We start from the raw sequence: 23,497 nt of genomic DNA, 5'->3' as shown, positions 1-23,497 counted from the left end.
GGTAACTGCCCTCGCCGCGCGCGGTCGTCCGGCAACCGCCCTCGCCGCGCGCGGTCGTCCAGCGGCCGCCCACGCCACATACAGCCACCCCGCGACCGCCCTCGCCGCGTACGGCCACCCCGCGACCGCCCACACCACGTACAGCCACCCCGCCACCACCCACACCACATACAGCCACCCGCGACCGCCCACGCCACATACGGTCACCCCGCGGTGGCCGGTCCGCCGTCACGTACCGCATCGGCGAGACCGGCCACCGTGGGTCGTTCGAGGAAACGGCGCGGCGTCACCCGTCCGACGCCCTTGCGGGCCAGTACGCCGAGCATCCGTACCGCCAGCAGCGAATCCCCGCCCAGTGCGAAGAAGTCCGCCGCTCTGTCGGTCACCGCGCACTCGAGCAGCTCGGCCCACTCCGCCGCGACGGCCCGCTCCAGATCGTCGCGGGGAGGCCCTGGCTCCTCGCCGGACAGGTCCTGGGCCGGCGGGACGGACAACCGTCCGCCGGGCGCCGTGCCGACGGTGTCCGACTGTGGTGCGTCCCCTGTGGTGGGCAGGGTGACGGAGGCCGACCATGCCTCCTTCTCCACCAGGGATTCGACAGTGCTCACGACGTCCTGGAACAGGCGGTCCACGTCCTCGGCGGCGAAGAGCTCCTCCACCAGCGAGAAGACGACGACGAGTTCGCCACGCAGCTCGAACAGCCGGAGTTCCAGGGCGACCTGGGGAGTCCTCAGCTGCTGGTGGTGGCTGAGCAGATCGATGCGGCCGAGCGGACCGGCCTCATGGGGGACCTCGCTGCCCAGTGCCGCATCCACCCCCAGGGTGCTCTGGAAGACCACAGGAGCGACCGGACGCCGGGTGCCGCGGCGGCGGCCCAGTTCCCGGGAGACCTCGACTCCGGAGACCAGGTGGTGCGCGAGCGCGTCCGAGACGGCCTGCTGGGCGCTGATCGCCAGATCGGAGAACACGGGGTTCTCGGGCAGCTCGACCGGCATGAGCATGGTGGACGAGAAGGCTCCCACCAGCCGGGGCACATCCGGGTGCAGCGGCAGCCGGTTCAGTTGAAGGGTGTTGAGCAGGAAGCGCCGGTGTCCGCAGGCGCGGGCCACGGCGGCGGAGAACACGGCGAACATGGCGGCGGAGGGGGTGACACCGTGCTCGGCGCAGTGGGCGCGCAGCGCGGCCCACCGCTCGGCGTCGAGCACGGCCTGCCGCGTGCCCATCAGCGTCGGCCGCACCTCGGCCGGATCGGCCACCAGGGGCAGCGCCGGGGGCAGGGGGAAGTCGTCGAGGCGGTTCCACCACCAGTCCCGGTCCTGGCGCCACTCCTCGGTGTCGGGCAGGTCGCGCAGGCTCGTGACATAGTCCCCGAAGTCGACCTCCAGGGGGGCGAGTACGGCGTTGTAGTCGGAGACGAGGGCGAACAGATCCCGGTAGAAGACGCCGGACGACCAGCCGTCGATGATCAGCAGACTGGTGGAGGAGTGCAGTCGGGCGCGGTGTCCGGGAAGCAGGGTGAGCCGCATGTCGAGTCCGCAGCCGACGGCCGGGTCGGGGCCCTCGGTGCTCATCTCCCGCCGGATCGCCGAGAGTTGAGTGGCGATCTCCTCCTCCCCCGCGGTGCTGAGGTCGGTCACGCGCAGCCGCGGCATGGCGTCGGGGTCGTCGAGGGGCAGGATCCGCTGCCGGCCGTCGGGCAGGATGCGTGCCCGCAGCACGGACTGGTGTTCCGCCAGCCGCTCCAGCGCGTCCTGGAGTGCCTCGGCGATCTCTTCGTCGTCGATGTCCTCAAGGCCGATGTCCACGTAGTGGTGGGCGGAACGGTAGGACAGCTCCCAGGCGTCCTGCTGGCCGACGAAGTAGCCCTGCTGGAGCGGCAGAAGGGGGAAGGGCGCGTCCGGATCCTTTCGCCGCTCGAGGTCCAGAGGCAGGCTGCGGGGCAGTCCGCCCGCGATGCCGCGCTCGTGGAGGAGCGCCGCCAGATGTGCCGCGGTGTGTTCGACGCGTACGTCCGACAGGGCGAGGTTCACGCCCAGCCGCTTGCGGATCAGCGCTGCCATGCGCACGGCGAGCACGGAGTCTCCGCCCAGGCTCAGGAAGCTGATGTCGGCCGGTACGGACGCGGTGTCCGTCTCCAGGACGTCGGCCCAGACATCGCGTACGGCCTGTACGAGGTCGTCGAGGGCATCGAGTACGGGAACTGGGGATGCGGAAGTCAACGGCTGGCTCCAGACGTGGTGGTGGGCGGAACGCTGTCCACGGCGTGGACGCGTGCGGGACGGGCCGTCTCGGGCAGTTGGGCGAGCGCCCGTGCGACGCGGCCGGGGTCGGGCCTGCCGTGGCCGGGTCGGGGGCGGCCCGCGACGACGTGCTGGCCCAGGGCGGTCAGGGGGTGCCCGTCGGGCGGCAGGACCGGCAGGGGCCGGAATCCGGCCGCGTCCAGCTGCCGCGCCCACTCCCCCTCGGTGAGGAAGACGCGGTCCTGACCGGCCCGCAGGTCGGTGAACCAGCTCTCCTCGTCCGCCTGCGGCGACATCAGCAGGTACATCGAGGTGAGTGCCTGGTAGTGCTCCCGGCAGGACTCGACGAGCACCAGCAGGCCGTCCGGCACCAGCAGTTCCCGCAGGGCGGCGAGGGCACGGCCGACGTGGCGCGCGTTGTGCAGGACGTTCGCCGCGAGGATCACATCGTGGGACGCGGGGGTGAGGCCCTGCGCCGTCGGGTCGCGGTTGATGTCGAACAGCGCCTGGCGCAGGCCGGGACGGGTGCCGAAGCGGGTCCGCGAGGTCTGGAGGAAGAACCGGGACACATCGGTGAACAGATACTCGACCGGAGTGGAGCCGAGGGCGCTCAGCACCGCTTCCGTGGTGCCGCCCACCCCGGCTCCCGCCTCCAGAACACGCAGTGGCCGACCGCCGTCTTCCCGTCCCTCCCGTCTGCGGGCCTCGCGCGCGATCAGGTCGGCGGCGGCGTGGTTGGCCCACCGGCTCGGCACGTTGTCGCGGTAGTTGCCTTCGGCCGTGTCCGTCTCGCCCTGGGGGAAGAGCACCTCCTGCAAACTCGTACGGTCCTGGAGCAGGAGGGGGAGCCGGTCGGCCGCGGCGAAGAAGAAACGCGTCATGGACTCCGGGTAGCCCATGCCGCTGCGGGCCTCGTCGAGGACGCGACGGGCATGGGCGTACTCCGTACGGCCGGGCGCGGTCAGGTCCCGGTAGTGGCCCGTCGCCGGGTCACGGCCGAGCCGGTTCTCCGCGGTCAGGGTGCGCAGCCAGCGCCGTACGATCCACGCGTGGCGGGGCGCCGTACCCAGCGCGGCCACGACCTCGGCTGCCGTGTGCGGCGCCGCGTCGCGGAAGAGACGGGTACGGTCCAGCACGCGGGCCATGGTCAGCAGCGCGGTCTCGTCCAGCAGGCGCATCAGGGCCGGGAGTTGTGTGAGGTCGGTACCGGTCACGGCGGCGTCGCCGGAGGCGGCGGCGTCGACCACGGCCTGCTCGGCCCAGCCGGTGTCCGCGTCCCGGTCGTCTCCCCGTGCGTCGTCCACCGGACCGGCGACCAGCAGGGTGTCCCCCGTGCCGCTCGGCACCAGCTGCCAGGCGGCGACCTCGGGCAGTGCGGACAGGAGGTCGGCCATATCCGTCACCCTCATCGCGTCCGCGCCGCCGACGCGTCGTCCACCACGATCCTCGGCGGTACCGTGCCGGGTGCGGTACGGCGGAGATGGTCGCGCAGTATTTCCGGCAGCCGGCGCCGTACGAACGCGGGCAGCGGCTCGTGGGCCAGGCGGCCGACCGGTGCCCGAACCGGGCCGTGGGAGGCAGCGGTGGCGCGGTCGGCGGGCGCGGCCACGGCGAGCATCCGGGGGTCGCCGGAGTCGAGCAGCACGGCGGCGTCCGTACCGGCCAGTGCCTGTCGCAGGTCGTAGGGGGTGACGGCGTCCGGGTCCGCCACGAGGAGGGCGTTGGGGATGCTGTGCAGGATGGCGGGCCCGGGTGCCAGCGCCGCTCGCAGAACCGTCGGCAGCTCCTGGCCCGCGAGCCCCTGCCAGGGCAGCCGGCGCACCTCGGGCGCGTCCGGGAGGCCGGAGGCGGGGCCGACATGCAGGACGAGGTCGTAGCGGTACCGGGTGAGTTCTGTGTCCTGGGCCATCGTGCGGGCGTGGACGCTCATCCGGACGGTCCGGGGCTCGGCGGCCAGGATCTCGTGCACGGCTTCCGGGGCGAACGACAGTTCCTCGTCCCCCGCCACGGCCGAGGCCACCCGCGCGGCGATGTCCGCGTCGGCCGCTTCGGGATCGCGAGCCCTCTCCACCCGGCCGAAGTGGTCTTCGAGCAGCCCGGCGTGGCGGATGTCGCCGACGATCACCGTGCCGCCGTCCTCGACCGCGGCCAGCGCGTGGTGCAGGAACGCCGTCAGGTACACGAGGTTGGGGAAGCACTGGGTGACGGAGTTCAGCAGGACGCAGTCGGGACGTATGCCGGGGCCGAACACCCGGTCCATCGCCTGCCGGACCGCGGACGCCTGTGCCTCGTGCGCGGCGGCGCGCACGAAGGCGGTACGGGGCAGTCCGGCGGCGTGCAGCCGGGCGACCGCCACCTCGGTCACGTCGGTGCCGACATAGCCGTCCAGCCGCGGGTGCAGCCGGTGGGCCAACAGGCCGGTACCGCAACCGAGTTCCAGCAGCCGACGGGGCCGCTGGGCGAGGACGAGATCGACCGTGCGGTCGACCCAGTCACGCATATGGGCGGCCGGCAGCGGCTTTCCGGTGTCGGAGGAGCGCCAGCCGGACAGGTCCAGGTCGTCGGCGTGCCGGCCCTCACCCGTCTCGTACACCCATTCGTACACCTCCGCCCAGTGCGCGAGGTGCTCGCGGACCAGGGGTCCCGGCGCCGGAAGAACGGCTGTCGCGCTCGGATGGGGGGTGACCAGCAGGACTCCGTCGGGTGCGGGGCGGGCGTCGGCCACCCAGGGGTGGTCGGCGATCAGAGCGGTGATCTGCGCTGCGTCGGTGGTGGTGTCGGTGGTCGCTTCATCGGACAACGGGAGGCTCCGTTCGTTCGGTGCTGGGGCGCGCGGGCGCGGCGGGCAGGTGGGCGGAAGGAACCGGAGGGCCGAGGGAATCCGGGGGAATCGCGAGGAGGTGGCCGTCCCGCAGCGCCAGCACTTCGTCCGCGCGGGCGGCCACGGCCGGGTCGTGGGTGACGGCCAGGATCGCGGTCCCTGTCTCGCGCCTTCGGTCCAGCAGGTCGAGCACGGACCGGGCGGTGTCGGGGTCGAGGGAGGCGGTGGGTTCGTCGAGCAGCAGTACGTCGGGGCGCGCGGCCAGCGCCCGGGCGAGAACAGCCCTCTGCCGCTGGCCGCCGGAGAGCATGTGCGGGCGACGGGCCGCGATGCCGGGCGGCAGCCCGACGGCCGCCAGCACCGCCTGGGCCTCGGCCAGGGCGGCGGCCCGGTCCAGGCCGTGCAGCACGGTCAGCGGTCGGGCCACGGCCCGGCCCACTCGCTGGGCGGGGTTGAGTTCGTCGACGGCGCTCTGTCCGGCGAGCTGCACGGCGCGCAGCTGGTCCCGGCCGCGGTGCCGGGTGGCGGCCGGCAACGGCGTGCCGTGCAGCAGCAGCGTCCCGGCGGCCGCGGGGCGGCGGCCCACGAGGGCGTGCAGCAACGTCGTCTTGCCGACGCCCGAGGTCCCGACCACGGCGGTCGCGCTTCCGGCGGGCAGGTCGAGATCGCAGTCCTCCAGCAGTACCGCGCCATCAGGGGTGGTCAGCAGCAGGCCCCGGGCGGAGAGGGCCATGGTCTGCCGGGGCGCTGCGGTGACGCGGCGCGCCCGTTGCCTCTCGGCGCGCTCGGCCACGGAAGGCGCCTGAGTGTGGGAACCGTCCTCCACGAGGGGCGAGGACGCGGCCAGAGGATCGCCGGGGTCGGCATGCGACCGCGTGGGGAGCACGCCCGGTCCAGGCCGGCCGGCCTCCAACGGCGCGCGGGGCACAACGGCCGGTGCGACGCGGACGGTGACGTCCGCCAGTTCGCCGAAGAGGCGCTCGTCGTGGGTCACCAGGACCACGCAGCGGCCCGGTGAGCCGCGCCGGGCCGCGACGGCCCGCCTCACCAGGGCCGCCGTGGCCGGGTCCATGGCCGATGTGGGCTCGTCGAGGACGAGGAGAGCCGGGTCCGCGACGAGCGCGCGGGCCAGCGCCACCCGCTGGGCCTGGCCACCGGAGAGTTCGCCCGCGCGGCGCGAGAGGATCTCGGGCGGCAGCCCCAGGAGGTCGAGTTGCTCGGCGACGCGTGCCGCGCGGGCGTCGCGGTCGCCGACGAGGTCCTCGCCGATCAGGCGTCCGACGCGCCACAGCGGATGCAGCGCGGCGCCGGGGTCCTGGCCCAGCAGGCCGCACCGGATACGGCGCCATTTCCGGGCGGAGCGGCCTTTCTTCAGGAGCGTGCCCTGCCAGCGCACGGTGCCGGCGGACCGGCGCAACCCCGCCGGGAGGGTGTCGAGGAGAGCGTGCAGCAAAGTGGTCTTGCCTGCGCCGGAGGGCCCGGTGATGACGACGACCTGTCCGGATTCGGCCCGCAGATCGGTCGGCGGCAGGACGAGGGCACCGTCCGCCGCCCGGTGCACGGTCAGCCCGTCCGCCGCGAGCAGCGGTGATTCGCGCTCTGGGCTGGTCATGGTGGTCATGGGCGTCCGTCCCTTCCCGGCCCTGCCCGGTGTGCCGCGGCGGCCAGGGCCCAGGCACAGCCGGCCAGCAGCACGGCGGGCGCCAGCAGCGCCACCGGGTTGAGCGAGGCACCCGGAAGGTTCTCGCTGAGCATCAGCGCCCAGTCGGCCTCCGGCGGCTGGGGCCCCAGCCCCAGTACGGCGAGCGCCGCCGCGATCTGCAGGGCGGTCACCAGCCGGAGTCCGGCGTCGGCCGTCACCAGACCGCGCAGTGCGGGCAGCACCTCGCGGGCGAGGACGGACGGTGCCGTCTCGCCCCGCTCCAGGGCCGCGTGCACATGGCCGCTGGTGCGCAGCCGCGCCGATTCGCCGGCCACCACACGGGCGGTGAGCGGCGTGCCGCTGAGCACGGACGCCACCACCACCGCCGTCCCGCCCGGCAGTGCGACGGCCAGCACCAGGGCGAGGACGAGGGCGGGAACCGCGAGCAGCAGGTCGCACAGCCAGGCCACCGCGCGGGCGGTGGGCCCGCCCGCCCACCCGGCGGCCAGGCCGAGCACGGTGCCGCAGCTCACGGCCACCACCGCGGCGAGCAGCGAGACGGTCAGCAGTTCGGTGCCCCCGTGCAGCACCCGCGACAGCACGTCGCGTCCGAGGCCGTCCGTCCCCAGGGGAGCCGCCGAGTCCGGCGGTGACCAAGGTGGGCCGATCTGCTGTTCCGGGTCGTGCGGGGCGGCGTATCGGCCCAGCAGTACCAGGAGTGCGATGGCCCCTGCGGTGACCGGGGCGGCGGCAACGGGGCCGGTCATGAAGGAGCGCATCAGGCTCGCCCTCCGACAGCCGCCGCGACGGCCGGGCCCCTGCCGTGACCGGTGGAACCGCTCCGCCCCGAGTGGCGCACGGCCAGGCGGTCGGCGACGAGCATGCACAGCAGCAGGACGACGACAGGAGGCAGCGCGGCGGCCTGCACCACGGGTACGTCGCGCACGGCGACCGCGGACACCAGCAGGCTGCCGGTGCCGGGACAGCCGAACATCGTCTCCACCAGAGCCGTACCGGCCATCAGTCCGCCGGCCACCAGAGCCGTCACCCGCAGCGCCGGAACCAGCAGGAAGGGCAGGACGTGCCGGACCAGGACGAGGGCCGGCGGCACGCCGCGCATGCGGGCGTCGCTCACATGGGGCCGGCGCAGGGTGTCGACGAGCGTGCCCCGCAGCAGCGCGGTGGCGTACGCCGCCGAGGGCAGCGCCAGAGTGACGCCGGGCAGCACCAGCGCCTGGGGCGCGGCGAACGGCGAACCGCCGGGCGGTAGCAGGGAGACCGCCGGCAGCCAGCCCAGGATCCCGGCGAAGACCGTGCCGAGTACGGCCGCGTGGACCGACTGCGGTACGGCGGCCAGCCCGGTCGCGAGGGCACCACCGCGACCGCCGCGCAGAAACGCGACGGTCAGGGCAGCCGTCGTCAGCAGCGCGGTGACGGCCAGCGCGAAGACGACGAGGGCGGCCGTGGCCGGAAGCCGCTCGGCGAAGAGGCCGGTCACCGTGCGGCCGCTCACCAGGGACCGTCCGAGATCGCCGCGGACGGCACCGTACAGCCAGTCGAGATATCGGACCGCGGCCGGCCGGTCGAGGCCGAGCCGGTCGCGCTCGTCCGCGATGTCCTGCTCGGACGCCCGTCCCGCGCGCCGGAGGTCGCCCGCGTCGCCGGGCAGCAGCTCGGTGGCGGTGAAGACGACGGCCGTCGCCGCCACGGTCAGCAGGACCGGGCGCAGATACGGGCGCGGAGACGGGCGGAGGGTCACTTCGCCATCCACACCTGGTCGATGAACATCCGCTGGAAACCGGGGCCGTCGGGCAGTCCGGCCACGCCGCGGGCCGCGAGGTCCAGCCCGTCGCCGGTGCCCCACACGACGTAGCCGCCGTCCTTCCACAGGTCCCGCTGGATGCCGGCGAGCAGGGTGTTGCGCCGGTCGGTGTCGAGCGTTCCCATGGCCTGGGTGAAGCCGGCGTCGAACTTCTTGTTCTTCCAGGCGATCTCGTTGGTCGGGGAGGTGGAGAGCAGGCCGACCCGCGCCAGGTCGGGGAAGGAGATGCCGCCGTAGTAGCCGGTGTAGAACGCCTTCTTGGCGTAGACGGCGGTCCAGTAAGTGTCGGCCGGTTCGACCTCGACCTCGGCCTTCACACCGATCTCGGACAGCTGCCGCGCGTACAGCGTGGCCGCGGTGTCCATGCCGGGGTAAGCGGTCGTGGTGTGCAGGGTGATGGTCAACCCGTCGGCGTGGCCCGCCTGTTGGAGAAGTTCCCTGGCCTTCGTGACATCGCGGCCGCGCTGCGGCAGGTCGCCGGGGTAGGAGGGGTCGTACGGGGTGGGCAGGTCGTTCGCGATCTGCCCGTAGCCGAGGAAGACCGTGTCGACGAGCGCCTTGCGGTCCGTGGCCAGACGGAACGCCTCCCGGACCCGCGGATCGTCGAAGGGCTTGGTGTCCATCCGCATGATGAACGGGTACTCGGTGACGCCCTTGCGCCGTACGACCTTCAGGCCGCCGCTGTTGCCCGCGCTCTTGACGGCGGCGGGGCTCACGCTTCCGGCGACATCGGCCTGCCCCGAGGTGACGGCGTTGGCGCGGGCCTGCGGGTCGGCGACGGCCTGGATCTCGATGCGGTCCAGGTGCGGGCGCGAACCCCACCAGCGGTCGTTGCGGACCAGTACTGCCGTCTGTGCCCCGGAGGTCCGCACCTTGAAGGGGCCTGAGCCGGGGACCGTCTTCGAGAAGTCCTTCGTGCCCTCGGGCACGACGAAGCTGACGGATTCCAGGGCCTTGGCCGCCTGGGCCATGGGCGCGCGGGTGGCCAGGACCACGGTGTGGTCGCCCTTGGCGCTGGACGCCTTCATGTCGAAGTCGGCGAGCCGGCCGTAGTTCTCGGCCGCCTTGTCCGCGATGCGCCGCAGGGAGTACAGGACGTCGGCGGCTCGTACCGGGCGGCCGTCGGTGAACCGCGCGTCGTCCCGGAGCGTGAACGTCCAGCGGTTCATGGCCTTGTTCGGTTTCCAGGAGACGGCCAGTCGCGGCTTGGGCTCGCCGTCCTTGCCGGGGACGGTCAGCACGTCGTAGGCGAGGGCGAAGCGCAGCAGGTCGGATTCGTTGCCGAGACCGCCGTGCGGGTCGTTGCTCGCCGTGGCGGGCGAGCCGGTCACGGCGTAGCGGAGGGTGCCGCCGTCGACGGGCTTGCCCGTGGGTGCGGCGGCGTCACCGGGGCTGTCGGACGACGAGCATCCGGTCAGCAGCAGGGCCCCTGCCGCGGTCACGGCGAGGACGGCGCGCCGGGTGACAGGCATGGATTGGTGTGTGCGCGTGGGCGCGTTGAGTCTCATCGTTCGTTTCCGTGCTTTCGGTGTGAGGAGGCGGATGTCCGACGCGGCCGGCCGGCTCAGCGCTTGCGGAGCGGCCCGGCGGATACGGCGGCGAGCGCCCGGTCGGTCAGGGCGGCGATCCGGGCTGCCGCCGGCCCGGTCAGCAGCGAGTAGTGGTGTCCGTCGACGGCCACGTCGTCGACCGGGCCGGACACATGGGGCCGCCAGCCCAGGCAGGCGAGGTCGGGGGCGTCGTCGACTCCCATGCCGACTCCGGCGTTGCTCGGGGACGGCTGGGTGGCGCGGAACAGCAGCAACCGGGTGCCGGGGTCGGCGAGCCGACCCGCCCGGTGATCGCCCAGGGCACGGAGGTGGCGTTCGAAGACTCCCAGGCGTACCTCGGCGGTCTCTCGCGGCCCGACCAGGCCGGCCTCGCGCAGCCGTGCGGCCACCACCGACCGGGCAGCCGAGGACGGCGTACGGAGCAGCCGGTCGGCTTCGTCCTGACCGAGGCCGAGGTCCATGTCGAGGAACGCCTCCAGCGACCGCAGATAGCGCACGGCCGCGATCGCCGCGTCCTCGTCGGGTCCCGCTCCGCCGAGCGGCGTGATGCGGTCCGGCACATTGGAGTCGATCATCAGGAGGAGATCGGTGCGCTCTCCCCGACGTGCCAGTTCGCAGGCCATGGCATGGGCGAGGGTGCCGCCCATGGACCAGCCGCCCAGGAGGTAGGGGCCGTTCGCCTGGTACGGGCGCAGGGCGGCCAGATATTGGTCGGCCATACCCGCGATGTCCTCGGCGGCCGTTCCTCCGGTCAGTTCCGGATCGGCGAGCGCCACGACGCGCCGCCCGTCCGTGAGGAGCCTGGCCAGTTCGCCGTAGCACAGCACGTCGCCGCCGGAGGGGTGGACCAGGAACAGCGGCCGGTCGGTGTTGCCGTCGCGCAGGAGCAGTGCGGTGTCTAGTGCCCCGGCAGGCAACGTTCGCCCGTCAAGGAGCGGCGTCCGGTGCGTGCTCTCGCCGTGCCGGCCGGAAGCCCTCGTACTGGACGTACTTGGGCTTTCGGCCGGTGCGGCGAGTGGGGGCACCTCCCACGCCTTTAGGGCAGTGGGGGAGCGTGCCGGGCGTCGCGACGGGGCGAACGTTGCCTGCCGGGGCGCTAGGTCATCGGGGCTGTTCAGGAAGGCGGGACCAGACGGCTGCCGCCTGGGCGGCCGCGTCGCCGCGCGCGGTTCCGGGGTGGCGGGCGCCTGCCGCCCGCCCGGGTCCGCACCCGCCGTCCGCCTCGTGCCGGCTTCCCAGGCCGCCCGCCCCTGTGCCAGGCGGCGTATGCGTGCGACGTACGAGGCGAACGCCCTGTCCGCCTCGTCGGCGGGCAACTCGCTCTCCAGCACGTCCCACTGGAGCAGCAGCGCGCCGTGCTGTTCGAGGACCTGATGGTCCAGCCAGGTCTGCGGGGTACTGCTCACCCCGTACACCGCAGTGCCGGCCCAGTCCAGGTCGTGGCCGCCGCCGAGCGGACCGGACAGGCCCAGGGCGCTGGTGAACACGACGGGCACGGATTCGGTGCGCCCGGTGCGGGTGGACTTCTCGGCGAGCAACTCCAGCGCGGAGAACTCCCGGTGGTCCAGATCCTCGAAGAGCGAGCGCTGCGCACGGGTGGCCGCATCGGCGAAGGAGGTGTCGTTCGACCGGTCCACCGTGTGGAGCATCAGGGAGGTGAAGTCGCCGACGGCCTCGTCCGCGCCGGGCAGATCGGAGGGCCGGTCGAACAGAGTGAGTGTGAGGGCGAATCTGTCCTGACCCGACCAGTCGGCGAGAGCGTCCCCGTACGCGGCGAGCAGGACGGCGGTCGGGGTCAGGCCGCGCCGGGCCGCCTCGGCCTTGAGCGACGCCCAGTCGTCCGGTTCGAGCCGTGCGCTGCGGCGCCCGAAGCGGGGACGCGCATCGGCCTCCGGGGCGCGCAGCGGCAGCGCGGGCGCACCGGGCAGGCTGTCGATCCGCGCCCGCCAGTAGGCCGCTGCGCGGGCGCGTTCCGGGGACTCGGCGCGCTGTTCCAGCGCGGCCACGCACTCGGCGAACGTGGTGCGTACCGGCGGGAGCCGGAGTTCCGGGTCCCGGTACAGGGCGCACAGTTCGCGGTCCCAGATCAGGTAGCTGGCGGTGTCGCACACGAGGACGTCCACGTTGACGAACAGGCGCACGACGTCGCCGGGCAGGCGGGCCGCCCTGATGTCGACCAGTGGCCAGCGCCCGGGACGCGGCTCCCGGCGCACCAGGCGGGTACGGATCTGTTCGAGCTTGTGTGCGCGCTCCTCCTCGCCCAGCGCGCTCAGGTCCTGGACCCGGATGCGGTAGCGGGGCACCCGGTCCAGCACCCGGTTGCGTCCCTCGGGGGAGATGACGGCGCGGAGCATCGGGTGGCGGGCGATCACACGGTTCCACGCCTCCTCGTAGCGCGCGGTGTCCAGGCCGGGGCAGTCGTACTCCAGGTGGAACGAGCAGGGCACGTCTCCCAGCCGGTAGCCTCCCGAGCCGCCGACCCAGTAGGCGTGCTGCACCCGGGTGAGCGGGAACTCGCCCGCGGCACCGGTCGGTTGCTTCGGTGCGGTGCGGATTTCGGTCTCAGTCGGTACGGCCGGCACTTCTGGCTCGTCGTCGCCGCCGGGCGCGGGTATCAGGGGGGCGAGTGCCGCCACCGTGGGACGCGTCAGAAGGTCCTGCAGACGTAGTCCGGCTCCCCGTTCGTCGCGCAACCTGGCCAGCATGCGGGTGGCCAGCAGGGAATGACCGCCGAGGGCGAAGAAGTCGGCGTCGCGGTCGGTCACGGTGAAGCCGAGCAGCTCGGACCACAGAGCGGCGAGCACTTCCTCGGCCGCGCCCCGGGGCGCGGATCCTCCCTGCCGCGGGGTGCTGCCCGGCGGCTTTCGGCCCGGTGCGACGGTCGGGACGCCCGCGGTACGGCCGGCCAGATCCGCCGGAGAAACCGCCAGGGACGCGGGTGCGCGGCTCTCCTCGGTGAGGCTGAGCAGCCGGTCCACGGAGCGCATACCGTCCCGCAGACCGATCGAGTGGCGTGAGGCGACGACCCGTTCGGTGCCGCCGGGGCCGATCCGCCAGCCGTCCCAGGCCACGCTGATCCAGCGCTCGCCGGAGTCCCTCCGTTCGGCGTCCTCCCGTTCGGCCAAGGCGTCGAGAAAGCGGTTGGCCGCGGCGTACGGGGCCAGCCCCAGGCCGCCGACGAAGGTGGTGGCCGACGACATCAGCAGGACGTTCGCGGGGCGCAGGTCGTCCGGCAGCCCGCGCAGGGCGGACCGCAGCGCCATCGCCGCCGACACCTTCGCCCGGGCGTGCGCTCGCACGGTCTCCGGCTCCACGGCGCGCAGCGGGGTCACCGCGGCCGAGGCCACGACACCGGCCGCGTGCACCACCAGGTCGAGCGGCCCGTACTGCTGTGACACGTTCCGCAGAAGGGCGGCCGTGGCGTCCGGGTCCGCCGCGTCGACGGCCCGTACGTCCAGTTCGACGCCGTCCGCCCGCAGCCGTCGTACCGCCTCGGCCCGCTCGGCCTGCGGGGTTCCCGGCGCCGGGTCGGAGGGCAGTCCGTCGCGGCCGGTGACCACGACCCGCCAGCCGTTGCGCACGAGATGGGCGGACAGGGCCATGCCGACGTCGCCGAGTCCGCCGATCACGAGGGCGGTTCCGCCGGGCCGCGCCTGTTCGGATGCCGTGGGGTGCCAGGGCGTGACGCCGCGGACCCAGCGGTGTCCGCCGCGGTACGCGACCTCCACACCGCTCGGCTCGCCCTGAGCGAGGGCACCTGCCTCCGCACACACCCGCCGAACGTCCTCGCCGCGCACCGGTCCGGCCGGAAGGTCGAGGGTGCGCCAGCGCAGTCCTGGAAACTCCTGGGCGAGGACGCGGGGCACGGCCAGCGAGGCGGCGCCCTCCGGTATCGGGCGGTCGCCGCTTTCCAGATGGTGCGCGCCGGCACTGACATGGAGCAGACACGTGCTGCCGGCCCATGGGGCGGCGGCCCGGGCGAGCCGCGCGTACCGCAGCACCGATTCGGTGACCCGGTCGGCCGGATCGGCGGACGCCTCCTGGTGGGCCCGGTCGTCCGTGTCCTCGCCGTCCTCGCCGTCCTCGGCGTCCTCGTGGTCCTCGTGGTCCTCGCCGTGCGTGTCGACCAGGACCAGGCCCGCACAGGGCAGGGACGGTTCGGCGGCTGCCTGCGCGAGGGTGACGGGCCGGGCGCCGGCGGCCGCGAGTTCCGCGCGGACCTCGCTCAGCAGCGGGGAGTCCGGGTGGCCTTCGACGAGCCAGCGGCCCTCCAGTCGCGGGGGTGCGTCGACGGGTGGCGTCCGGTGCCACACCGGCACCTGGAACGGCTCCTCCTCGTCGGGCTCGGCAGTGGTCGCGTACGGCATGGCCGAGTGACCGGGCCGTACGTCGTCGGGCTCGTCGATCCACAGGCGCCGCCGGTCGAAGGGCACACCGGGCAGGTCGATCCGGCGCCTGCCGGGCCGGTGAAGGGCGTCGGGGTCGAGCCGGACGCCGTGGGTCCACAGTTCGCCCGCGGCCGTGAGCAGGGCGGCCCGTGCTCCGCGGCGCTCGTCGCGCCCCGGCACGGTGGGCAGGGTGGCGACGACGTTCGCCGCCCCGTGCTGGCGGACGAGCTGCAACAGGCCGCTGCCGGGACCCACTTGGACCACGACCGCCGGTCCGGTGCCGAGCGCGGTGGTCAGGGCGTCGGAGAACCTGACGACCGACCGCAGATGGGGCACCCAGTGCTCGGCCCCGGGCGGGGTCAGCAGCAGCTGTCCGGTGAGCGTCGTGGCGAGCGGCACGGCCGGAACGCCGGGTACGGTCGTCTCGGCGGCGGCGCGCAGCGCCGGCAGCACCGGGTCGACCAGCCGCGAGTGGGCGGCCGCGTCCAGGTGGAGCCGTGCGGTGTGGACGCTCTCGGCGGCCAGCCGGCGCTCGAGCGCGGTCACCGCCTCGGCGGGTCCGGAGACCACGCAGGACCGCGGCGCGTTCACCGCGGCCAGGTCCAGGTCCGGATGGTCGCCGAGCAGCTTCACGACCTGGTCCTCGGGCAGCGCGACGGTCAGCATGGCGCCGCCGCCCGCGGTGCGGGACATACCGCGGGAGCGTACGTCGACCAGGGCGACGGCATCGGCCAGCCGAAGGGCTCCGGCCGCGACGGCGGCGGCGTATTCGCCGAGGCTGTGGCCGATGAGCGCGTCCGCCTCGATGCCCTAGGCGCGCAGGGTGCGTGCCGTGGCGAGCGAGACGGTGAACAGCGCCGGGAGTCCCTGCACCGGATCCCGCAGCAGCCTGACGGCCTCCTGGTCCGAGGGGGCCGCGGCCAGGAGCGGGACGAGTCCGGAGCCGGTGCCGTCGCCACGCCCGGCGAAGAGCGCCGCACACTCCTCCACCGTGCGGGCGAACTCGGGCTCCTCGGTGAGGAGTTCACGACCCATGCCCGGGTACTGGGCGCCGCCGCCGGGGAAGGCGAAGACGATCCTCGGCCTGGTGGGCGGGACGGCGCGGCGAGGTGCGGAGGTGAGGACGCGGTGCGTGTCGCCGGGTGTCTCACCGAGCACCGCGGCGGTCCGGTGGGCCTGTTCTTCGCGGCCGGTGTGCAGGGTGTACGCGGCGTCGGCCGTGTCGGCGTCCCGCTGGTCCAGGGCGGTGGCCGTGGCGTCGGCCAGACGTTCCAGGGCGTCGTCGCGATGTGCGGACAGCAGGACCAGCTGGGGGCGGCCGTCCGCGGGGGCCATGGCGCGCTGCGGCGCACTGCCCAGCACCACGTGGCAATTGGTGCCGCCTATACCGAAGGAGCTGACGCCCGCGTAGCGCGGTCCCGCCCACGGGTCGGCCTGGTGCGGCACGGTGAACGGGGAGTTCTCCAGTTCGAGATCGGGGTTCAGGGGCAGGGCGCCGAGGGAGGGGGGAAGGACGCCGTGGTGCAGCGCGAGCACCGTCTTGGCGAATCCGGCGAATCCGGCGATGCCGGCCGCCGAGTTGGCGTGCCCGATGTTGCTCTTGACGGAGCCGAGGGCGCACCACGCGGGGCCGGTCTCGCCGAAGACCTTCTTCAGGGCCGCGAGTTCGACCACGTCACCGAGTCGGGTGGCGGTTCCGTGGGCCTCGACGTAACTGATCATCCTCGGTGTGGCGCCGGCGAGGGCGAGGGCCTCGGAGATCGCGCGTGCCTGTCCGCGCGGGGACGGCGCCGTGAAACCGGTACGGTCCCCGCCGTCGTTGTTCACCGCGGACCCGTGCAGGACGGCGAGGACCGGGTCCCCGTCGGCGAGGGCGTCCGCCAGGCGGCGCAGTACGGCGACGCCCACCCCCTGGCTGTGCACGATGCCGGTGCCCTCCGCGGAGAACGGACGTACCCGCCCGTCGACGGAGAAGATGCCGTCGGGGACGTGGAGGTAGCCCCGGCCCTGCGGAACGATCAGTGAGGAGCCGCCGGCCAGGGCGGTGTCGCACTCCCCCGCCAGCAGGGACTGCGCCGCCAGATGGACCGCCACGAGCGAGGTGGAGCAGGCGGTGCCGACCGAGATCGCCGGTCCGGTGAGGGCCAGCCGGTGGGCGACGTGCAGCGGCAGGTAGTCGCCGACGCCCGAGATCGCCGCCTGGAGACTGCCCACCGGGTCGGCGGCGGAGTCGGCGTAGCGGCGGGCGAGGTGACGCGTCAGGTAGTCGCTGTGGGCGGCACCGGCGAAGATTCCCACGGCGCCCGCCCCGACGCCCGATCCGTGTCCGGCCCGTTCCAGCGCCCGCCGGCACGCCTCCAGGAACAGCCTCTGCTGAGGATCCATCAGGGCGGCCTCGGCATCGGTGAGCCCGAACGGCTCCGGGTCGAACAGGTCCTGGCCGGCGATCAGCGCGCTCACCGGCACATGCGCCGGGTGGCGCCGCAGCCGGGCCGGCAGACCGCTCTCGGCGAGTTCCCGCTCGGTCTGCCGGGTCAGCCCGCTGCGTCCCGCCACGAGCAGGTCCCAGAAGGACTCGGTGTCGGGGGCACCCGGGAAACGGCAGTCGAGGGCGGTGACGGCGATCAGTTCGTCGTCTCCCCGGTCCACCGTCCGCGGCGGGTGGCTCTGTTCGGACGTACAGCTCTGTTCGGACGGACGGCTCTGTTCAGGGGACTGGGTCATCCGGCGGTCTCCCGGGCAAGGGCACGCGCGGCGACCCGCGAGGCCCGGCGTGTCTGGGGTACGAGGTCGGCGTCACCGGTGGCCGAGGGCGCCGTTCGGCTCGCGCCGCCCCGGGGCTGCGGGGCGCGTGCTCGGGTGTGCGATGCCTGCGCGTGCAGTTCGCCGATCCGGGCGGCGAGTGAGCCGACGCCGGCGTGCGCGAACATGTCGCCCAGCGCCAGGCGTGGGGCGATGCCCTGGCGGAGCCGGCGATGTGCCAGAACCAGGGTGAGCGAGGTCGCGCCCAGGGCCGTGAAGGTGCTGTCCGCCTGGACCGGGCTTCCGGTGAGATCCGCGAAGACGGACGTGACTTCGTCGAGCACGGTCTGGTCCCGCACCGGGTCGGCATGTTGCGCGGCAGGCGGAACGGAGACGGTGGCGTCCCGCACGAGTTCGGCAGGGACGATGGAGACCGTGGCGCCCGGGGAAGGGACCGGTCCGGCGACTGCCGTGCCCGGGGAAGGGACCGGTCCGGCGACTGCCGTGCCCGGGGCAGCCGGACGGTGGACGATCTCGGCCAGTCCCCCGGCGGCGAGCCGTGGCTCGAGGCGGGACGGCCCGGCCAGTTGCCGCACGCGTCGCAGCCAGTTCGCGGTCGCCTCCAGCGCCTGGTCGGGGGGAAGCCCGCCGGGCCTGAGGACGATCGCGGCTTCGAGCCCGAGCGCGGCGGCCTCGTCGAGCGCCGCGGCGGCCCACCCCGTGCCGGTCTCCTGCGACGGCACGTCCGCCGCGGACCTCGGCTCGGCGGCGACCACGGGTTCCGCGGTCGCGGACCGGCCGTCGCTCAGGACCTCCTGTTCCCGGTACGGGCTCGTGAGGGCCGCGTGGTCGATCTTGCCGTTGGCGGTGACCGGCAGCTGGTCCAGGACGACGAACCGGCTGGGGATCATGTACTCGGGCAGCCGCTCACGCAGCGCGGCCGCCAAGTCCTCGGGAGACGGGGCCTGGGCGGTTCCCTTCGGTGACAGATGGGCGACGAGCCGCGGCCGCCCGTCAGGTCCCCGCACGGACGAGGCGACGCACTGCCGCACACCGGGATGCCGGCCCAGCACCGCCTCGATCTCACCCAGCTCGATCCGATGCCCCCGGATCTTCACCTGCCGGTCGGCACGGCCGAGGAACTCGATGGCCCCCTCCACCGTCCACCTGCCCAGGTCACCGGTGCGATACAGACGCTGCCCGAGGACCGGGTGGATCGCGAAGCGCTCGGCGCTCTGGACGGGATCGCCGGCGTAGCCGCGGGCCAGCCCGTCACCGCCGATGAACAGTTCGCCGGCCTCACCGACCGGGCACGGCGCACCCTGCTCGTCCAGTACGTGGAAGGACTGGCCGCGCAGGACCCGGCCGTAGGGGATGCTGCGCCAGTCCGGATCGGTGCGGTCGACGGGGTAGGTGATGGACCAGATCGACGCCTCGGTGGCGCCGCCCAGGCTCATGAACTCGGCCTGCGGGGCGAGTCCGCGCAGCCGCTCGGGCAGGGTCAGGGGGATCCAGTCGCCGGACAGCATCACCAGGCGCAGGGTGCGCAGGGCCTCGGCGGCTGCTTCCTCTTCCAGCTCCGCGTACTCGACCAGCATCTCCAGCAGGGCCGGAGCGGTGTTCCACACGGTGACGCCGTGACGTCCCGCCAGTTCCAGCCAGTGCTGCGGGTCACGTTGCCGGGCGGGGTCGGGGAGCACCAGGGAGCCGCCCGCGCCCAGGACGCCGTAGATGTCGAAGACCGACAGGTCGAAGCTGAGGGCGGACAGGGCGAGTACGCGGTCGTCGGCGCCGATGCCGAACCGGTCCACGATGTCGTCGATGGTGGTGCGGGCCGCGCGGTGCTGGATCTCCACGCCCTTCGGGCTGCCCGTGGAGCCGGAGGTGAAGAGCGTGTAGGCGAGGTCGTCCGGGCTCGGCGTCTTGGCGGCCACGAGGTCTTCGGGGACGGCACGGCGTGCGGGCCTGCCCGTGGCGGTCAGCCGGTGCACGGTGACACCGGGCGGCCAGGCGATCTTGACTCCGCGGCCGACCAGCGCGTGCCGGACACCGGCTCGTTCGCAGACGGCGGCGACCCGGGCGTCGGGCCACGTCGGCTCGATGGGCAGGTAGCCCGCCCCGGCGGCGCTGACCCCGAGGACGGCGGTGATCTGGGCGACGCCCTTCTCGCAGGCCACGGCCACGAGGTCACCGGGCCCGGCCTGATGGGCGGTCAGCAGCGCGGCGGTGGCGGCGGCGTTCTCCGCGAGCCGGCCGTGCGTGACCGCACCGGATGCCCCGTGCAGGGCGGGCCGCTGCGGGTACCGTCCGGCGGCTTCCCGCACCGGCGAGTGCAGGAGAGGGCCCGCGTCGGGGAAGGGCGTGACGTCGAGGGGCTCCTCGGGACGGAAGGTCGGGTCCCAGCCCAGAGCGGGATCCCGCCAGGCGGCGCTCTCCGCCAGTCTGCTCAGCAGCCGGACATGGGCGTCGAGCAGGGCCTGTACGTAACCGGCGGGGAACGCGCCGTCGACCCAGTCCCAGGCGAGCCGGAGCCGGCCGCCCTCGTCCCACACGATGTGGTCCAGAAGGACCTGCGGGGTCTGCGAGATGCCGTAGACCTCCTCGCCGATCCACGCGGCGGGCGGCTCGTCGTCACCACAGAGACCCACCCCACTGGTGAACACCACCGGATAACGGGGAGCGGGAGCGGTGTCGGAGCTCCGTACCGGGACGTGGTCCCTGAGCACCTCCACCCCGGAGACGGAACGGTGGTCCAGGTCTTCCCAGAAACATCGGTTGACCTCCGCGGCGTAGCCCGCGAAACCCTCCCAACGGCCGGGCGTGAAGGGAGGTGTGCCAACCAGGGCGGTGGTGGTGAAGGCGCCCACCGCGTCGGCCGCCTCACCCGATGTCTCGGGCCGGTCGAACAGGGTGGTGTTGAGGCCTATTCGGTCACCGGCTCCCCAGCGGCCCAGCAGGGCGGCGAAGGCGGCGAGGAGGGTGGCGGTCGGGGTGACGCCGAATTCCGCGCTGCGGGCACGGACGGCGGCCCACGTCGCCGCGTCGAGGGCGGCGGCGCTCCGGACGAACCGGGGAGGCGTGGTGTCCTCCGGCTCGCGCAGCACAGGAAGGCGCGGGGCGTCGGGGAGCCGGGGAGCTCGCTCGGACCAGTAGGCACGGTCGCGTGTCCGACGTGCGGCCCACTCCGGGTCGGTCGTACGGGCCCGCTGCATGCGCGCGAAGTCCGTTTCCGGAACCGGAAGTTGTGCGGCGGGATCGGTGACGAGCCGGCCCCACTGGCGCATCAGGAGCATCCAGCCCGCGAGATCGGTGATGAGCACGTCCACGCCGACGTGGAGCCGTGTCCTGCCGTCCGGCAGCAGCGCCGCGTGGATGTCGAAGAGCGGCCAGGTGCCGGTCGGCCTCACCTGGTGGGAGCGCTCGTGGCGAAGGCGGGACAGCGCGAGGTCGGCGTCGGTCGGGGAGGCGTTCCGCAGGTCGGTGGTGCCGATCCGGTAGGGCCCGACGTCGGCGAGGATGCGCTGTCGGCCGCGTTCGTCCACGGTCATGCGGAGCATCGGATGGTGCTCGATCAGCCGGTTCCAGGCCGCTTCCAGGCGTCCGAGATCCGCGAGGGGGTCCTCGGCTGCACGGTCGTACTCGTAGTAGTAGAAGGTGGCCACCCCTCCGAGGGGCAGTCCTTCCTGCCGGCCGACGAAGTAGGACGCCTGAATGGGCGTCAGGGGGAACGGCCCGCCGTCGTCCGGCGGAATCCCGGCGGAGGCATCGGCCTGCGTACCGCTCGGTGCCGGTTCCTCCTCCGGCCTCCCGGTCTGTGCTTGAGCAGGTGCCTGCCGTACTTCGGCGGCGAGCCGGTTCGCGACGTCCTGAGCCGTGGCGCCGTCGAGGAACGTCGTGAGGGGAAGATCGGCATCGGTGCGCTCGCGGATCCGGCGCCGCAGCCGTACCGCGGTGAACGACTCGAGGCCCAGAGCCGACAAGGGTGTGTCCGGCGTGATCAAGTCGCTCTGCATGCCGAGGACTTCGCCGATACATTCGATGGTGCTTGCGAGGACGCCTTCGGCGGGGACGAGCTGACTCATCCGGCCTCCGCTCCGTGGAAGATATGGACGGTGTGATGGGTCATTCCGGACAGCAGGCGTTACTCACCCGGGCGCGTGAGGAGGTGCAGCCCGAGACCGGGCTGCCCTACGGGCCGCATCACCAGCCCGGCTTCGGCGGCCTCCTCGGCCAGCCGGCTCTCGCTCGCCACCCACCAGCGGTAGTCGACCGTGACCTCGGACAGCGGCCGACCGTCCCGCAGGACGCGGTAGTCCATGCGCCACGTGATCTCGTCCTCCCCCGAGGGCTCCGCGGTGGCCCACCCCTCGTAGTGGAGGGCGCCCACGGCCACCGAAGCCATCCGAGTGCGCGGAACCTGCTCGGGCGCGAAGGGCGGAGTGACGCTGACGACGAGTGCGCCGCCGGTTGCGAGTCGGCGTGCGGCACCCGCCCACAAGGCCCGCCGTTCGGCCGGCGGCAGGTGTCCCAGTACGTTCATCGCGACCATCGCGCGCAGACCGTCGGGGAGCGAGGCGCGTACGGCGTCCTCCGCCAGCACCGTGACGCGCTCGCGCAGGTCAGGGTCGTCGTGGACGCGCGCCAGCAGCACGGCGCGCATGGCGGAAGAGGGCTCGACGGCCAGCACGGGGTCATCGCCCTCAAGCGCGGCACAGATCACTCGCACTCCCCTGCCGGTACCGGCCCCGACATCGACCACCGGCCCGGGCCCCGCCTTCACCTGCTGGAGCGCTTCGGCCAACGCCGGGCCTAGGGACTGCCATGTCCCGGCGATCATGAGGTCGAGGTACTCGGCCGAGCGTTCGTACGGATCCAACACGACAACCCCCGGAGCTAGATGAATACGATTGTCATTTTCATCTAGATGAGGCTTCGGCGCAAGGCCGGACGCGCTGTCACATCGGCCGTGATGCCCGCGGATACGGTCACAGACGGACGACGACCAGGGCGATGTCGTCCCAGCCACCGCCGTCGACGCCCAGGTGGGCCAGCAGCGCATCGGCGAGTTCTTCGACGGGGAGGGTGCTGTACTGGGCGAGGGAGTCGGTCAGCCGGGCCAGACCGATATCGATGTCTTCACCGCGGCGTTCGATGAGCCCGTCGGTGTAGAGCACGAGGGTGTCCCCCGGGGTGTAGGACAGGACGGCCTGAGGGCGGGGGACATGTTCCGGTCGGGCGCCCAGCGGTGGATCCGTGGCTTGGTCCAGCAGTTGCCGGCTGCCGTCCGGATGGAGCAGTACCGGCGGTGGGTGGCCGGCGTTGCTGTAGATGATCAGCCGGCTGCGCGGGTCGATGAGCACTTTGGCCACGGTGGTGGCCAGCGCGCCGTCGACCGCCCGGGCGTACAGGCCCAGTACCTCCAGGGCCTGCGCGGGGCTGGGAACGGCTCGGATGGCCGCGCTCAGGGCGCTGCGCAGCATGCCCATGACGGCGGCGGCCTGCAGGCCGTGGCCCACGACGTCCCCGACAGCGATGGAGCAGCGGTCGGGCGGCAGATCGACCACGTCGTACCAGTCACCGCACACGTTGAGTGATCCGCTGGCGGGCAGGTAGCGCACGGCGATGTCCCGGTGCCTGTCCAGGTCGGGCGAGCGGAGCATGACCTCCTGCAGGGTGACGGCGATTTCCCGTTCGTGGGCATGCGCCTGGCGCAGTTGCTCGTTCAGCTGTTCCAGATCGTGTGACCGGGCGTAGACCTGGGCCGCGATCCCTGTCGCCTGCTTGTTCAGCGGCGGGGCGAGCTCACGGATGACAGGGGAACGCATGAACTCGGTGACGTCGTCGGCCCGCGCGATGATCCATTTCACGGTGCCGTCCGGCCCCAGGACGGGGCTGGACATCCCGCACCACCAGCGCTCCTCGAGGTCGCCCGGCCCGCCGGCGACGGAAATGTCGAATCGGTGCGGTGCCACCACATCGGGCTCCCGGGAGTCCAGCACGCGCTGGAGTGAGGCGCCGAAGTCACGCGCCGCTTCCGGCGCGGCGGGGGTGTCCGGAAACGCCTCCAAGATGTACCGCCCGACCAGCCCTTCGCGGGTCCGGCCAGTGACCTGGAGGTAGGCCCGGTTGGCGTAGCGGACCACCAGGTCGGCGTCCAGCACCAGGTACGGGTTCGGTGCGGCGTCGAACAGCTCCTCGAAATCGATCTCTGCTGTCGTCACGCGCGTGACCTGCCGATCTTTACGAGCGCGACCGCTTGCCTCTCCAACCTACGAGGTGTCCGCCAGGCGCG

The 23,497-nt window shown here is 73.3% G+C and carries 12 protein-coding genes; all 12 read right to left on the bottom strand.

The window, feature by feature from the left end; all coding sequences use genetic code 11:
- Positions 1 to 203: 203 nt before the first annotated feature.
- Positions 204 to 2,219 (bottom strand): phosphopantetheine-binding protein, encoded by a 2,016-nt coding sequence (locus tag Q4V64_RS41530; protein ID WP_124438238.1) that lies wholly within the window; start codon positions 2,217 to 2,219, stop codon positions 204 to 206.
- The gene (locus tag Q4V64_RS41525; RefSeq protein ID WP_124438239.1) at positions 2,216 to 3,634 is read right to left on the bottom strand and encodes a class I SAM-dependent methyltransferase; all 1,419 of its coding nucleotides are present in this window, start codon (positions 3,632 to 3,634) and stop codon (positions 2,216 to 2,218) included. The genes Q4V64_RS41530 and Q4V64_RS41525 overlap by 4 nt, the downstream gene beginning before the upstream one ends.
- Before the next feature lie 11 nt (positions 3,635 to 3,645).
- On the bottom strand, positions 3,646 to 5,040 hold the full coding sequence (locus Q4V64_RS41520) for a methyltransferase domain-containing protein (RefSeq protein ID WP_216377564.1): 1,395 nt from the start codon (positions 5,038 to 5,040) through the stop codon (positions 3,646 to 3,648).
- Complete coding sequence (locus tag Q4V64_RS41515) at positions 5,030 to 6,682, bottom strand: ATP-binding cassette domain-containing protein (protein ID WP_216377565.1); 1,653 nt, start codon at positions 6,680 to 6,682, stop codon at positions 5,030 to 5,032. Before Q4V64_RS41515 ends, Q4V64_RS41520 begins: the two co-directional genes overlap by 11 nt.
- Positions 6,679 to 7,470, bottom strand: a complete 792-nt coding sequence (locus Q4V64_RS41510; RefSeq protein ID WP_124438240.1) for an ABC transporter permease subunit — start codon at positions 7,468 to 7,470, stop codon at positions 6,679 to 6,681. The genes Q4V64_RS41515 and Q4V64_RS41510 overlap by 4 nt, the downstream gene beginning before the upstream one ends.
- Positions 7,471 to 7,481: 11 nt before the next feature.
- Positions 7,482 to 8,462 carry an ABC transporter permease gene (locus Q4V64_RS41505; RefSeq protein WP_216377566.1) on the bottom strand — a complete coding sequence of 327 codons (981 nt, stop codon included), beginning with the start codon at positions 8,460 to 8,462 and terminating at the stop codon, positions 7,482 to 7,484.
- A complete protein-coding gene (locus Q4V64_RS41500) occupies positions 8,459 to 9,997 on the bottom strand; it encodes an ABC transporter substrate-binding protein (RefSeq protein WP_124438241.1) in 1,539 nt (512 codons plus the stop codon). The genes Q4V64_RS41505 and Q4V64_RS41500 overlap by 4 nt, the downstream gene beginning before the upstream one ends.
- Positions 9,998 to 10,089: 92 nt before the next feature.
- Positions 10,090 to 15,270: an SDR family NAD(P)-dependent oxidoreductase gene (locus tag Q4V64_RS41495; RefSeq protein WP_301184478.1), complete on the bottom strand. Its 5,181-nt coding sequence runs from the start codon at positions 15,268 to 15,270 to the stop codon at positions 10,090 to 10,092.
- 3 nt (positions 15,271 to 15,273) lie between these two features.
- The gene (locus tag Q4V64_RS41490; RefSeq protein ID WP_216377568.1) at positions 15,274 to 17,187 is read right to left on the bottom strand and encodes a beta-ketoacyl synthase N-terminal-like domain-containing protein; all 1,914 of its coding nucleotides are present in this window, start codon (positions 17,185 to 17,187) and stop codon (positions 15,274 to 15,276) included.
- Positions 17,184 to 21,287 (bottom strand): non-ribosomal peptide synthetase, encoded by a 4,104-nt coding sequence (locus Q4V64_RS41485; RefSeq protein WP_124438242.1) that lies wholly within the window; start codon positions 21,285 to 21,287, stop codon positions 17,184 to 17,186. The genes Q4V64_RS41490 and Q4V64_RS41485 overlap by 4 nt, the downstream gene beginning before the upstream one ends.
- A gap of 59 nt (positions 21,288 to 21,346) precedes the next feature.
- Positions 21,347 to 22,081, bottom strand: coding sequence for a class I SAM-dependent methyltransferase (locus tag Q4V64_RS41480; RefSeq protein WP_303714097.1), 735 nt, complete (start codon positions 22,079 to 22,081; stop codon positions 21,347 to 21,349).
- Between the two features lie 109 nt (positions 22,082 to 22,190).
- A complete protein-coding gene (locus Q4V64_RS41475) occupies positions 22,191 to 23,426 on the bottom strand; it encodes a SpoIIE family protein phosphatase (protein ID WP_124438244.1) in 1,236 nt (411 codons plus the stop codon).
- Positions 23,427 to 23,497: the final 71 nt, after the last annotated feature.

It is taken from the genome of Streptomyces sp. NL15-2K, from assembly GCF_030551255.1.
Lineage (GTDB): Bacteria > Actinomycetota > Actinomycetes > Streptomycetales > Streptomycetaceae > Streptomyces.
The sequence above is the reverse complement of the archived record's forward strand: the minus strand, read 5'-3'. Positions and strand labels throughout refer to the sequence as shown.